This window comes from Faecalibacterium sp. OF04-11AC (assembly GCF_003460645.1).
Lineage (GTDB): Bacteria > Bacillota > Clostridia > Oscillospirales > Ruminococcaceae > Faecalibacterium > Faecalibacterium prausnitzii_I.
The window spans coordinates 55193-69753 of the sequence record NZ_QTVP01000006.1 but is presented as its reverse complement, the minus strand read 5'-3'; the positions used below and the strand labels follow the sequence as shown (position 1 = coordinate 69753).

Annotated in this window: 10 protein-coding genes and 2 pseudogenes; all 12 read right to left on the bottom strand. The window is 58.6% G+C overall.

Going from position 1 to position 14561, the window contains the following annotated elements:
* Window positions 1-7: 7 nt before the first annotated feature.
* The 12 genes and pseudogenes from DXA70_RS04710 to fabF all read right to left on the bottom strand — a co-directional run bounded on the left by DXA70_RS04710 (window position 8) and on the right by fabF (window position 14550).
* Entirely contained in the window at window positions 8-679 is a 672-nt protein-coding gene (locus DXA70_RS04710) for a DUF4867 family protein (protein WP_128117747.1), read from the bottom strand.
* An 18-nt stretch (window positions 680-697) separates the two neighbouring features.
* Window positions 698-1555, bottom strand: coding sequence for an NAD(P)-dependent oxidoreductase (locus tag DXA70_RS04705; RefSeq protein ID WP_128117746.1), 858 nt, complete (start codon window positions 1553-1555; stop codon window positions 698-700).
* Window positions 1556-1606: 51 nt separating this feature from the next.
* On the bottom strand, window positions 1607-2284 hold the full coding sequence (locus DXA70_RS04700) for a transaldolase family protein (protein WP_243001090.1): 678 nt from the start codon (window positions 2282-2284) through the stop codon (window positions 1607-1609).
* Window positions 2285-2791: 507 nt separating this feature from the next.
* Window positions 2792-4939, bottom strand: a complete 2148-nt coding sequence (locus DXA70_RS04695; protein ID WP_128117745.1) for an S-layer homology domain-containing protein — start codon at window positions 4937-4939, stop codon at window positions 2792-2794.
* A gap of 81 nt (window positions 4940-5020) precedes the next feature.
* Window positions 5021-6226, bottom strand: a complete 1206-nt coding sequence (locus DXA70_RS04690) for an ABC transporter permease (RefSeq protein ID WP_128117744.1) — start codon at window positions 6224-6226, stop codon at window positions 5021-5023.
* Window positions 6223-6993 (bottom strand): ABC transporter ATP-binding protein, encoded by a 771-nt coding sequence (locus tag DXA70_RS04685; RefSeq protein WP_128117743.1) that lies wholly within the window; start codon window positions 6991-6993, stop codon window positions 6223-6225. Before DXA70_RS04685 ends, DXA70_RS04690 begins: the two co-directional genes overlap by 4 nt.
* The gene (locus DXA70_RS04680) at window positions 6993-8711 is read right to left on the bottom strand and encodes an HlyD family efflux transporter periplasmic adaptor subunit (protein ID WP_128117742.1); all 1719 of its coding nucleotides are present in this window, start codon (window positions 8709-8711) and stop codon (window positions 6993-6995) included. The genes DXA70_RS04685 and DXA70_RS04680 overlap by 1 nt, the downstream gene beginning before the upstream one ends.
* 288 nt (window positions 8712-8999) lie before the next feature.
* Complete coding sequence (locus DXA70_RS04675) at window positions 9000-10250, bottom strand: histidine kinase dimerization/phospho-acceptor domain-containing protein (protein ID WP_128117741.1); 1251 nt, start codon at window positions 10248-10250, stop codon at window positions 9000-9002.
* Complete coding sequence (locus DXA70_RS04670; protein ID WP_347553484.1) at window positions 10247-10984, bottom strand: response regulator transcription factor; 738 nt, start codon at window positions 10982-10984, stop codon at window positions 10247-10249. Before DXA70_RS04670 ends, DXA70_RS04675 begins: the two co-directional genes overlap by 4 nt.
* 104 nt (window positions 10985-11088) lie before the next feature.
* A pseudogene (locus DXA70_RS14140) lies at window positions 11089-12302 on the bottom strand (EAL domain-containing protein).
* A gap of 536 nt (window positions 12303-12838) precedes the next feature.
* Window positions 12839-13308 (bottom strand): annotated as a pseudogene (gene fabZ / locus DXA70_RS04655) (3-hydroxyacyl-ACP dehydratase FabZ).
* Window positions 13309-13311: 3 nt separating this feature from the next.
* Complete coding sequence (gene fabF, locus DXA70_RS04650; RefSeq protein ID WP_128117738.1) at window positions 13312-14550, bottom strand: beta-ketoacyl-ACP synthase II; 1239 nt, start codon at window positions 14548-14550, stop codon at window positions 13312-13314.
* Between the last annotated feature and the right edge of the window lie 11 nt (window positions 14551-14561).

Here is a 14561-nt window from a genome sequence, read left to right as displayed (position 1 = left end):
CTGTCTGTTAATAATGGAGCTCCTTGTTTTCGCCCAGCAGACCGGGGTGAGCGCCCTGCCTGATGAGCGGCTCACGCTCCGGGTGTGCAATGACCCACTTGTTGCGCTGGAGCAGCAGCTTGCTCTCCGGGTCGCCATTGGGGGTCTTGTCCTCCAGCGGGGTGTTGGTGCCCTTGGGCAGGATGACCACGCCCTTGAAGCCTGCATCGCAGACCCGGCAGGGCGAGAGGTGCAGCGTGGTCTGGTACATTTCCACCGCCGTGCCCTTGGGCACAAAGAACACTTTTGCGTTCTCAAAGCGGTAGGTATTGTCCTCGATCTGCCACACATGGCCCAGGATCAGCATAAAGTCCGTGACAGCCACATTGATCTCGCTGCCCTTGTGATACTCAAAGCCGTTCCAGGTGGTGTTGCGGCCGTTGCAATAGCCCACTTCAATGGGCATATCGCCGTAGAATTTCTTCTGCACTTCGGCGCTCACCGCCAGGGCTTCCATCTCCGGGACGCTGGCCACATAGACGTTGCCGTTCTCCGGGATGGGGGTGTTCTGCTCCATGTAAGCGATCATCTCGCTGAAATCGTATCCCGTGACCACGCGGCCGTAGGGGGCGAATTCCGGGCTCAGCACACTGGTGACCGGAACATCGTTGACCTGGTTCAGATGCTCTAACATCTCCATTTTTCGGTTCCTCTTTTCTCAGTGGCCGCGGACCAGCTTAAAGGTCGAGCGCCAGTCGTCGCCGCCCATGCCGGCTTCCATGCCCTTGTCGTAAACTTTCTTGACGTTTGCCTCGCCGGGCATCTCCAGGCCGCACTCCTTGGCCAGGTTCATGCAGATGCCAACATCCTTGGCTGCATTGGCCAGAGAGAATGCGGTGGTGTAGTCCTCGTCCCGCAGCTTCTGCCACTGGCCGTCCAGATAGAAGTTCTGGCCGCCGCCGTAGGAGATGGCCGTTGCATAATCTTCCACCGAGATTCCGTTGAGCTGTGCCAGGGACAGGGTCTCGTTGACGCCGTTCTGGATCTGAGTGACCAGAGCATTGTGGCAGATCTTCATGACCAGGCCCTTGCCGTTGTCACCCATCCGGATGATGTTCTCGCCCATGTAAGCGAGGATGGGGCGCATGGCCTCGCAGGTAGCTTCGTCGCCGCCCATGTAGATGCCCAGCTTGCCGGCAATAGCGGCGGGCTTGCTCTTGACCACAGGAGCATCCATAAAGGCTGCGCCCGTTGCCTTGACCATCTTGCTGATCTCCACCGAGACGCTGGGGTCAATGGTGGACATATCAATGCAGGTCTTCCCTGCGCCCAGCACGGGGAGGATGGTCTTGTAAACGCTCATGGAGTGCTCCGACTTCGGGACCATCGAGATGATGACGTCGGATTTCTCGGCCAGCTCCACCGAGTCTTTGCAGGGAACCGCGCCCTTGGAGGCCAGCAGCTCCACTTTTGCGGGGATGAAATCGAAGCAGTAGACGGTGTCGTCATGCTTCTTGACAATGTTTTCGCACATGGACTCGCCCATGATGCCCAGACCGATAAAGCCGATTTTCATAGCGTTTCTCCTTCTTGCCTTCTTGTTCCTGCTCGCGCTTTGCTTACTCCGTTACGGTGTTGTCCCATGCATTGATAAAGGTCTCAATGCCTGGCGGGTGTAAGCGTGCTTGATGGCGTCCTGATAGACTGCCAGGCCGGTGGTCACGATATCAGCACCTGCCACAGCGCAGTCCACGATCTGCTTGGGGGTGCGGATAGCAGCGCAGATGATCTGGGTCTTGCCGTAGAAGCCGTAGTTCTTGTAGATGTCCACGATGTCCTTGATGTACTGCTTGCAGTCCTCGCCGTTGGCCTCTTTCCAGCCCAGGAACGGAGAAACGAAGAGGGAGCCGTTCTTTGCGGGCCAGATGGCCTGTGCCGGGCTGAACACCAGCGTCACGTTGGTGCGGATGCCCTCTTTCTCCAGGCGGCGGGCAGCAGCCACACCAGCCTCGGTGCAGGGGATCTTGATGACGAAGTTGCTGCAGATAGCAGCCACTTTCTTAGCAGCAGCAATCATCTCTTCGGTATCGTCCAGATGGGGGTTGATCTCCACGGAGACGGGGAACTTCTCGTAGCCCTCCAGGCCCTCTTCCTTGATCCAGTTGGCGATGTCGGTAATGGCCGTCAGGAACGGCTTGCCGCTCAGCATGATGTGGCGGGGGTTGGTGGTAACGCCGTCAATGCCAAAGGTGTTGTAAGCGAGCTTGATCTCATCGAGTTTTGCGCTGTCCAGGAAGTACTTCATAATCATTTTCTCCTTTTAGTTAAAAGTGTTAATCAATTCGTTCTTCAAGCAAGCAATCGTTTTTTGTTTGAGATTCGTCGTTTTTTATCAAGCTTCAAATCTCATCCGGTAATAAATCTTTAATTGATTAAAAGTGTTAATCAATTACTGTACCTGCATTATAGCGCCGTGCGGAGCAAATTGTCAATACTTTAACACCATTTTTTAATCTACTACTTACCAATGTTAGAGAATTATTTTTGTGCTTGTTGCACATTAGCCGTTACTAACCATCCGTGTCATGCGGATTTTCGGCTCTCCTTGCACCCCGCCTTCAGATCCGGTAAAATAAAAATCAGGAGGTGACTGATTTCTCCAAGCTGGAGACCATCACCATCGGCCCCATCATCAAAGCCGTTTTTATTCCACCAGCGGAGCTGGTGGTTGTCGCTCGCTCAAGCTACCCAATGCCAAAAAGCCCCTGCGCAAGAGAAACTCCTGCGCAGGGGCTTTGGTTCTGTTTCGCTTTTAGTTGGTGCGCACGGCTACCAGCAGGCGGATCTTATTGCCTGCGGAATGGCCCTGGTTATCGTACCAGCCGATCAGTTTGTAATCCTGGGTATTGAGGTCGGCCAGAGAAACTTTGTAATAAGTTCCCTGGTTCCACAGATAGACCTGGATGTCGTCGGCGGTCTCATAGCGGGTATCACCTTTCATGACCCAGCCGGCGCCCAGCTTATCCACCACCACCGGGGAAAGCTGGACCATCGCGTTGACTTTTTTGCCGTCGGCGGATTTGCCAATGGCCACGCCGCCCGCGATGACCGGGTACTTGACCGAAGTGGTATAGGTGACCTGCTTGCCGTTGACATAGCAGACATAGTTGGCACCGGAGGCAAAGTAATCAATGATATTGCCTGCCACGCCGCCTACATTGTCGCCCACCTTTTTCAGCACGTAGGAAGCCAACCGGTCGGTGCTGCCGGTGAGCTGGTTCCAGGTGGTGCTGACGATGCTGCCATCCACCAGACCATACAGCACGTCGCTGGTGCTGGGCAGCATGATGTTGCGCACATCCAGCGCGGTCTGCTTGGCTTTCTGGTCGTCATCCTCGGTGGTCGTGGTCATGCCTGCCAGAGACGAGCTTGTCGAAGAGGAAGAGGAAACTTTCTCGTTGATTTTCTCGTCGATCTTGCTGCCCGCATAATCGGTGGCTGCCTGGATGCCATCCAGTGCCGCATACTCCCACAGATCGCCCGTCACGTCGCTGAGGATGAGGCGGTCGATCTCGCCTTTTTCATTGGTGGTATAATATTTGACGTCCGTGCCGCTCAGAGTGACCCCCGATAGGCGGCTGGGGCGAACTGCCCCAGCCAAACCCTCCGAAGTCGTGTCCAGAATTTCCACGTTACTGGCCAGGGCCGTATTGTCCAGGGCGGTGCCCTCGGCGTTGACGGTGCCGCTGGTGGATTTGGTCTCAAGGCTCTGGATGTTCTCACCGTTTTCATCCACGGTGATGGCCACCAGCTTGCCTGCCGGATAGTTGAACTGTTTGTCCACGTTCACGCTGCGGGTCACGCCATCGGTGCAGGCAACGGCCACGGTCTGCTGCACATCCGGGCCGCTGTTTTCCACCAGGCTGCGGCTGGTGGTCTGGACCACGCCGTAGAACACCTCGTTGGCGGCGTCGCCCGTCAGAACGGAAACCGCTTCATCGTTCATGCCCAGCAGCAGGGTGACCACCTGGCCCACGCCGCCGCCGTTCAGAGCGGAGAGCTGTGCCGCCACAGAGGAGGAAGCGATGGTGTACTCGGTGCCTGCCACGGTAACAGAAGTGGGGGCATTGGCCGAGGGAGACACGGCCGTGATGCGGCCTGCGGCCTTGCGGGTGTAGATCCATACCGTCCGGGCCGTCTCGTTGTAGTAGTAAACGTCATAGGCGTTGAGGGTGGCGTCCGTGGTCACGGTATCGTTGCGGTAGACCGCCGTGGGTGCAAAGGGCAGCTGGGTGCCCAGGCCCGCCACAAAGGGGCCCTTGACATTGCTGAGCAGGATGGAAGAGACATCCACCACGCCGTTGTTCACGGTAAAGCCCAGCGAAGAGGCATAGACTTTGCCCTCCGCGGTGGTGGCCGTCAGGGCATTGTAGAGCAGGACAGCGCCGTCTTCCAGCGTCATCCCCTCGCCCTGGGTCTTGGTCAGGTTGTCCCGCAGGCCCAGCTCGTTTGCCTTGTTGAGCTGTGCGGCCGGGAACGTACCGCTGAGAGTGGTCACGTCATAGCCCAGCAGCTTGAGGACCGCGGTGCAGGCTTCTTCCAGCGTGACAGCGTTGTCCGGGCGGAAGCTGCCGTCGGTATAGCCGCTGATCCAGCCCTGCTGGACCGCAATGCGGACGTAGGGCGCATTGGCGGAGCCGCTGCCCACATCCGAAAAGAGGGTACCCGTGGAGCCCTGGGTCTTGGCGCTTTCCCGGTAGGCGGAGAACGCCACCATCAGTTTGGTCAGCGCGCCGCGGGTAAGCGGTGCGGCCAGGTTCGCCGTCTGGTCGGAGGTCAGGCCGCCCAGCGTAACGGCTGTCTGGACTGCCGTGTTGGAGCCGCTGGCCGAGGCGGGCAGGATGAGCATGGAGCAGGCCACGCAGACCGCCAACAGCAGCGCAAGAATGCGTTTCTTCATAGTTTCACTCCTTAAATCTTGGCTTCCCTGTCAGGGGAGCTGTGAGCCGCGCGGCCAATGGCCGACGGCGCAGCTGAGAGGTCAATCATATCTTAGAGCTTCAATGGGGTTGAGGCTTGCGGCACGTTTTGCAGGCAGATAGCCAAACAGCACACCAATGCCCACCGAGATGCCAAAGGCCACGGCAATGGAGCCGGCGGTGGGGGTGACCGTAATGGTCATATCGGTCATGATGACGGCCAGGACCTTGGTGGCAAGGGCTGAGACGGTGTATCCCAGGCCAATGCCAATGATACCGCCCAGAGCAGACGTTGCGCCCGCCTCCACCACAAACAGGCTCAGGATCGTTCTTTCCTTGGCACCCAGTGCCTTGCGGATGCCGATCTCACGGGTGCGCTCGGTAACAGAGACCATCATGATGTTCATGATGCCGATGCCGCCGACCAGCAGCGAGATGGCCGCAATGGCCGTCAGGACCGTGACCACCATGTTGACCATGCTCGTCATCATATCCAGCATCTCGCTCAGGCTGATGACCATATAGCCGCTGTCCGAGTGAAGCAGCTCCTGCAGGCCATTCTCAATGATGGACTTGCCCTTGGAGATATTCTCCTCATCGGACACAAGGACCGCGTAAGAACTGGCCGTGCTGATGCCGGAGACACGCATGGCCGTGGTGTAGGGCACAAAAATGCAGTCGTCGCTGCTGCCCTCCTGATCGGAGGGGTCGTCGATCTCGGCTTCCAGCACGCCCACAATGGTGTACCACTCTCTGCCGATCTTGATGCTCTGGCCAATGGCGTTGCCGCCATAGCCCACCCGGCTGATGTAATCGCCTACCATGCAGACCTTTTTGTTGGCGTCCATGTCCACGTAGTTCAGGGGACGGCCCTGCGCGATGGTGTAGCCATCCATGTTCAGATACACTTCGCTGACGCCTTTGACGGAGGTGCTGCTGTAACTGTCATCGTCCGTACCGACTTTCACCGTTCCGCTCATACTGATGACGGGCGAAACATCCCCGAGGACATCCGAGTTTTTTTCCACCAGTTCATAGAAGTCCTTGACTTTGACAGAACGGGAGCCGTAGCCCATGACCTGCACGGTCAGGAGGTTGGTGCCCATATCGGCAAACTCGTTCTGGATGCTGGTGGTCATACCGTTGCCCAGACCCACAATGACCATAACAGCCATCACGCCAATGATGATGCCCAGCATGGTAAGGAATGTACGGAATTTATTGCTCCAGATGTTCTGGATGGCTTCACGGAAGGTTTCGTAGATCATACGCTGCCCTCCTGTTTGGTTTCATTCTGTGGTTTTACCGGGTCCGGGATGACCAGGTTGGGCTGGACCACCGCCTCCGGGGCGTGGGCGTCGCCGTCGTAAACGACACGCCCATCCTCCAGCCGGATGATCCGCTGGGCCTGCACCGCAATGGAGTTGTCGTGGGTGATGAGCACCACGGTGTTCCCCTGCCGGTGCAGCTCCTGCAGCATCCCCAGCACCTCGCGGCCGGTGTGGCTGTCCAGCGCGCCGGTGGGCTCGTCGGCCAGAATGACCGCCGGGTTACCCGCCAGAGCACGTGCAATGGAGACACGCTGCTGCTGGCCGCCGGAAAGCTGGTTGGGCTTGTTCTTGAGCTTATCGCCCAGCCCTACCCGCTCAAGAGAGGCGGTCGCGCGGCGCTTGCGCTCAGCCAGGGGGATGCCTGCGTACACCAGCGGCACTTCCACGTTTTCCAGCAGGCTGAGCTTGGGCAGCAGGTTATACTGCTGGAAGATGAAGCCCAGCATCTCGTTGCGGATCTCGGCCAGCTCGTCCTTGTTCATCTTGCCCACATCCCGGCCATTGAGCCGATAGGTGCCCGCCGTGGGCACGTCCAGGCAGCCGATGATGTTCATGCAGGTGGATTTGCCCGAGCCGGACTGGCCGACGATGGCCACGAACTCGCCTTTGTTGATCTTCATGGAGATATGGTCGGCAGCCTTGACCGTCGTGTCACCCATCTGGTAATACTTGCACACGTTGTCAAACTCAATGAGTGCACTCATTACTGGCCACCTCCCGGGCCGCCACCGCCAGGAGCACCGCCGGGGCCGCCGCCCATATCACTGCCGTCCATCACCAGCTGCATATCCCCGGCGAGGGTGGTGGTGCTGTAGCTGGAATCATAGGCCACGGTGTCTTCCGCGGTCAGGCCGCTGGTGATGGCAATGTAGTCATCATCGCTGACACCGGTCTCCACCTTGACGTAAACGTAGCCGTCCGGAGCGGTCATGCTGTCATCCGCGTTGGCGGCGCTGGGCGAATCCTTGGTTACAAGGACGTAATTGCCGCGGGTGATGGCCGCATTGGGCACCGAGAGAACATTGTCGGCGCTCTCGGTCACGATCTCTGCCGTGGCGTTCATGCCGGGCAGCAGGTCGCCCATCTCGTCGATGCGGATGGTAACGGGGTACGTGGTGGTACCTCCGGTGGTGGTGCCTGCCTTGGAGATGCTGGTAACCACACCCTCAAAGGTCTGGCCGGAAACGGCATCGGCGGTAATGGTGGCTTTCTGGCCCTCCTTGATGTTGAGGATGTCCAGCTCGTCCACGTTCAGGGTCATTTCCAGGTAGCTCATATCGTAGATGACGCACATGGTATCGGCCGTTGCCGTGCTGGTGCCCACGGTATCACCCACCTTGACATCCTTGGAAATGATCGTGCCGCTGATGGGAGCGGTGATGGTGTAATCGTCCACCTGCTTCTGGGTGTCTTCCACAGAGAGCTCGGCGCTGCGCAGGTTGTCGGAGGCGTTGAGCACCTGCTTGGTCAGGTTATCGCCAGAGAGCTGGATCAGGGCCGTGTCGGCGCTGACCTGAGCTCCCTCCTTGACGCAGAGAGCGGAGACGGTGCCGCTGTTCTGGGCGGTAACGCTCTGCTCACGCTGGTAGCTGAACCGGGCGGAAGACAGGGCGCTGACGCCGTTGATGGTGGCAGTGGCCGCCTGGGAAGCGGTCAGGTTGCCGGTGTTGCGGACCGCGATGGTCACGGTGCGGACCAGCAGGTTGCCGCTGCTGAGGGTATCCGCACCGGAGACGGACTGCACGCTGCCGGTGATGGCCTCAAAGGTGCTGTCCAGCAGCACCTCCGCGCTCTGGCCCACGGCAAAGTTGGCGGCGTCCGCCGCCGGGAACTCCAGCTCCAGCAGCAGGGTGGTGTCGTCCCGGATGGTGGCGACTTCCTGCCCTGCGTTGACCACATCGCCTACCCGCACTTTAAAGGAAGCGACGGTGCCGGCAATGTCGGTGCGGATGTACTGGGCGTCCACAGCGTCATCGTAGCTGCGCTGGGCCTGGCCGAGGTTCAGCTCTGCCTTTTCCACGCCGCTGACGACATCGGAGCTGTCGATGGTGTAAAGGACCGCGCCCTTTTCCACCACATCGCCCACCTCAAAATCCGCGGTCAGGACATCGCCCTTGACCGTCGCCTTGACGGTGTAGCTGTTGGCGGCGTTCAGGGTGCCCGATGCGCTGTACACGTTGGTGATGTCCCGGTTTTCGGGGCTGACGGTGGTGTACTGGGTCTCCGCGCTCACAGCTTTTTTCTTTCCCTTGGGGGCAAAGAGGGCGATGAGAAGGACCAGTACGACCAGAACGGCCACCAGCTTCTTCCCATTTTTGTGCAGGAAGGGCTTCAGGCCCTTTTGCGGCATTTCCGCTTCCTGTAGCGCGATTTCCAGTTCTTGCGGGGAGCGTTCCTCCGCTGGCTTTTTTCTAAATAGCATAAACATTGGCCTCCTGGTTTTTTTTCGGGGGGGGGGATGGGGCTTCCAAAATGCCCTCTCTATGATACAACGGAATTATAGCAGACTTTTCTTCAGAAATTCCCGAGGATTTTCTTAAATTTGGCTTAAGAATCGTGAACAATTTATGAAAGCACGTCAGAAACCGCGCTGACACCCGTTTCCGGCGCTCTCAGGTGATGGGAAACAGCAGCGTGATCGCAAACTGCTCTGTTCCCTGCTCCACCCGGCAGACCGCGTTCATCTTTTCCATCATGGTCTCAATGCTGGTCAAGCCACCTGGGTGCTTTCCTCCCGGTGCTGGCCGGGCAGCACATGGTTTGCAAAACGCAGGCCCACCCACTTTTCTTCCTTTCGAAAGGTAACGGAGATCTCCCGGCCGGGGTCGGCATACTTGATGGCATTGGACGTGATGTTATCAAAAACGCGGCGGATATACTGCATCTTGACCGTCAGCATCAGGTCCTCACTGCCAAGGTCCAGTGCGCAGGCAAAGCCACGCTGCTGCAATGTATCCACCATCTCAGCCAGCGGTTCCTCGAAAATGCGGGAGAAGTAAGCTGGCGGGTCCAATGTAACGACGGTGTCCCGGGTGACAAGGGCATACTCAAACAGGTTATCGGACAGCTGTTTGAGCTGCCGGGCCTTGGTGTCGATCTTGTTCAGGTAGTCATCCCGCTGGGCGTCGTTCTCATATTTGCGGCTCCGGACGATCTCGGTATACAGCAGCAGCGTGGTCAGCGGGGTGCGCAGGTCGTGGGACATTTCGGTGATGAGGTTCTTCACCTTGGCAGAGGCCTTTGCTTCCTCCTCCTGCTGCTGGCGCAGGGTGACCCGCATGGAGTCCAGGCAGCGGGCCAGCGTCGTCAGCTCATCATCTCCCCGGATGGTGATGGGGTGGTCGAGGTCGCCGCCCTCCATGGCCTGGATCTCCTCACTGAGCTGGATGATATATTTCACAATGCGGCGGCAGGCAAACCAGAACACCACCAGAAACACACCCACGCAGAAAACGATCAGCAATTTACTGAACAGGACCCACCAGTTGAGCATCACATTGCAGAACAGCTGTACCTGGGCCGGGCCATCCGAGAATTGGACAAGATAAAACACCTGCCAGCTCTCACCGGGTTCCCGTTCCTCATCCGAGCCATCTCCAAAACTGAACGAAAAGTTTGAACCGGGTTCCCGTTCCTCATCCGGGCCATCTCCAAAACTGAACGAAAAGTTTGAGTAGAGCATCCGATGCCCGCGGTAAATGTTCATCAGCAAAAAGCTCTGCTGCCCCACCCAATCATCAATGGCCCGGGTGTCTTTTGCGGAGATCTCCTGTGCTGTAACATATTTCTGAAATCGTTCCACCTGCCGGGCAATGGAGCGCTGCTGAATATCGGAGTGGTTATTGTAGTAGCTCAGCCCTGCTCGCGTGGCAAACAGGAGCGCAAAATACAGCAGAATGCACACCAGCGCCGACGCCACCTGCAGGTGGAGCATTTTTGCAACGAGGCTCTGTCTGTTCATACCTGTTCCTCATTCACAAACCGGTACCCCTTGCCCCACACGGTACACACCCGCTTGGGGTTCTGAGGGTCGGCTTCAATTTTTGTCCGCAGGTTGCGGATGTGGACCATGACCGTGCCGTTGGAAGTATAGTAGTAAGGCTCGCCCCACACGGTCTCATAGATCATCTCCACTGAGAAGATGCGCTCCGGGTTCTGCATCAGCATCCGCAGAATTTTATACTCCGTCTCGGTCAGGTCCACTTCCCGTTCTTCTACCCAGACCCGGTTGCAGTCCAGTGCCAGCTGGACGCCATTGGAAATGAACTTCAGGTTTTCGGGCTGGGCAGCCACCTGCCCCTTGCCCTGATAGACGCAGTACCGCCGCAGCAGAGCCTTGACCCGGGCACTGAGCTCCGCAAAGGAGAACGGCTTTGGCAGGTAATCATCGCCGCCCGCCGTCAGGCCCAGCAGCTTGTCCGATTCCTGCGATTTTGCCGTCAGGAACAGGATGGGCACCGTGGACACCTTGCGCAGCTCCTCGCAGACTCGCAGCCCGCTCATGCCGGGCATCATGATGTCCAGGATGACCAGGTCTACTTCCGGGTTGAAGATCTCCAGCGCCCGGGTGCCGTTTTCTGCCTCCAGGATATGGTAGCCCTCCCCGGCCAGCAAAATGCGCACACCGTCCCGGATGTCCGGATCATCTTCCGCAATGAGTATCGTCTGTGCCGCCATGATCTTGTTTCCTCCCATTTTTCACGTTTCCAGCGTTTACCGTTTTCAGTATATCAGCAACGGCCCGGCTTTTCCATTGGATTTTTCTTAGGAAATCTTAATCTTTGCTTTAGATTTTGCCGTCAGACAGCACACAAGGCCCCTGCACCACGGCAGAGGGCCTTGATAAAACCGTTATTCCTCGGGAAATTCTTCCCGCGCGACCACCACAGCCCAGGGGTCTTCCGGCTGCAGTCTTTGCAGGGCAGCACCTCGATGCGTACCCAGACATACTTCCCCGCCACCATTTGGCGGCAGCGGCGGATCACCGAGCGCCGCTCCCGGAACAATTCCGCCTGAAGCAGCTCCAGCTTCGCCTGCGCGCGGAACTGCGCCGCGTCCTCCGGGTGGATGGCTTTTTCGGCCACCAGCTGCTCGCAGTAGCTTTCCAGCTGAAGCGTTTTCTCTTCGGAAACACCCATCAGCCGTTCGTCCCGCTTGACGATGCGGTATTCCCCTGTAACCAGATCCAAGCGGGCCAGCAGCAGAGCGTTATCGGCCAGGATCTGAAACGCCTGCAGGGCAATGGCACTCTTTTCGCTCACAAGACCGCCCGTAAAGGCCTTGTAATTTCGGCGGGTCATGTCCCGGCGCAGGTCCCAGTAATTTTCCATGGCAGGCTGCGCAAGCAGCTCCTCGGCCTGTTTCACGGCCATGGGCTTATAAAAATAGTACCCCTGGGTGTAAAGGCAGTCCATAGACTGGAGCATGAACACCTGCTCCTGCGTCTCCACGCCCTCGGCGATGATGGGCAGGTTCAGCCGCCTGGCCATCTCGATGACCGATTCCACGATCTGCCTGCCTTGCTGCTTTCACTGTCCCGCACGATGAACTGCATATCCAGCTTAATGGCATCCACGCTGGTATTGCGGAGCACATTCAGGGAGGAATAGCCGCTGCCAAAATCATCCATCAGCACGGCAAAGCCCTTGCGATGGAGGGCCGCGATGGTGTTTTCCACCATTTTCAGGTTTTGGGCCAGCATACTCTCGGTGATCTCCACCAGCAGCAGTTTGGGCTCCAGCTGATATTTCTGCACCAGCTCCCAGAGCACCTGCGCCACATCCAGCGCCGCGATATCCGCAATGGAGACATTGACCGAGATGGGCACCATGTTCTCGTTCCGGGCTTTCCAGCCGTGGAGCATCTGGCAGACCTCTTCCCACAGGTAGAGGTCCAGCCGGGTGATGAGGCCCGTCTCTTCCATCAGGGGCACAAACTCCCCGGGCGACACGATGCCCCGGGTGGGGTGGTTCCAGCGCACCAGCGCTTCCATCCCCACAATGGCGTGGGTCATGCTGTTGCACTTGGGCTGTAAGTAAAAGCAGAATTCCTTGTTCTGCAGCGCCCGCTCTATCTCAATGAGCAACTGCTGGCGCTGCTTGAGCTTTTCCCGCATGGAGGGACTGTACTGCTCCCAGTTGCAGCCTGCCTCATCCAGCTTGAAATGCTCCACATCCACGGCCGCCATACACAAGCGCCGTTCCGCGTTTTCCCGCAAAAAATCTTCCAGTTCCTCTAAAAGCGCATCTTTTGATTCCTGCTGTGCCAAGCCCTTTTCTCCGCACGTTTCCAGCTTTGCCATGGTTCGTTTGCTTCCTTCCGGTCAACGTCTGATGGTGTCTGTTTCTTTCTTTGAACAATCATAACACGAAAAGCTTTTCGGCGCAACCCCGTTCAAGAAATGGTACTGTATATCCTCACATTTTTGTGCATTTTATGCACCATTTCAAACACCTTTTGGGAGCGCTATCCGCTGACGCCTGTTTTTGGCAAAAAAGCACCCCAGAGCCGCAGCATCTCTGCAACTCCGGAGTGCTTTTCTCGTTTTTGTTATTCGGTGCGGTCGGTCAGCACAAAGGTCAGCTCGGCAGTGGCGGCACATTTACCGTCCACATAGGCGGACGCCTTGCCGATGCCCACCGGGCCCCGCTGTTCCACCAGCTCACAGTGAGGGTGAGCACATCCCCCGGCGTGACCTGTTTGCGGAAGCGTGCATTCTTGATGCCGCCAAAGAGGGCCAGTTTGCCCGCGTTTTCCGGCAGGCTGAGAGCCGCGACGGCCCCGGTCTGAGCCAGCGCTTCCAGGATGAGGACGCCCGGCATGACAGGCTGGCCTGGGAAGTGGCCGCAGAAAAATTCCTCATTGCGGGAAACACACTTGCGGCCGATGGCCCACTGGCCCGGCTCATAGTCCAAAATGCGGTCCACCAGTGCAAACGGGTAGCGGTGCGGCAGGATGGCCGCGATCTGCTCCGAGGTGAGGCTGTTTGCGTTTTCACGCGCGGTGCGAGGTTCCGCCATGGTTCAGCCCTCCCACTTGCGCAGCAGCAGGCAGGCGTTGTGGCCGCCAAAGCCCAGGCTGTTGCTCAACGCGTAGGTCATGGACATTTCCCGGCCCACATTGGGCACATAGTCCAGGTCACACTCCGGGTCCGGCTGCTCATAGTGGATGGTGGGCGGGGCGAACTGGTCCCGCAGGGCCAGCGCCGTGAACACCGCTTCCACACCGCCGGCACCGCCCAGCAGGTGGCCCGTCATGCTCTTGGTGGAGACGACCGCGATCTGCTTTGCGTGCTCGCCGAACACCGCATGGATGGCCGCCGTCTCACAACTGTCGTTCATGTGGGTGCCTGTGCCATGGGCATTGATGTGGTCCACCTGCTCCGGGGCAACGCCGGCGTCGGCCAGCGCCTGCTTCATGCAGCCGATGGCCCCCACGCCGCCGGGAGCCGGGGCGGTAAAGTGGTAGGCGTCACAGTTGGCACCGTAACCCACTACTTCCGCGTAAATTTTGGCACCGCGCGCCTGGGCGTGTTCAAGGCTTTCCAGCACAAGGATGCCGCTGCCCTCGCCCATGACGAAGCCGCCGCGGCGGGCGTCAAAGGGCAGGCTGGCTGCCTCCGGGTCCTGGGCCGTGGAGAGGGCTTTCATGCTGGTAAAACCGCCGATGCCCAGCGGGCTGATGCAGCTCTCGGCACCGCCGCAGACCATGATGGGCTCATAGCCATCCCGGATGCGATGGAAGGCATCGCCCACGGCGTTGGTGCCGCCCGCGCAGGCCGTGACCGGGCAGGTGCACATCCCCTTGAGGCCAAAGCGAATGGCGATCTGGGCCGCTGCCATGTTGGCAATGGCCATCGGGACAAAATAAGGGCTGACCTTTTCCATTCCCTTTTCCAGACCACGGCTGTGCTGCTCCTCGATGGTGGGCAGGCCGCCGATGCCGCTGGACACACTGACACCGATGTGTTCGCCCTCTGCGGCCAGATCCAGGCCGCTGTCGGTCAGTGCCTCCGCGGCAGCGCCCAGCGCCAGCAGGGTGAACCGGGCCATCTTGCGGGCCTCTTTTTTATCCACAACCGTCTCGGGGTCAAAGTTTTTGACCTCAGCGGCCAGCTTGCACTTGAACTCACTGGCGTCAAACTGGGTGATGGGCCCAATGCCGCACTTGCCTGCTTTGGCAGCGGCCCAGCTCTCGGCGGTGGTGTTGCCCAGCGGGTTCACGGTGCCAAGGCCCGTAATCACGACTCTGCGTTTTTCCATAAGAGAATTTC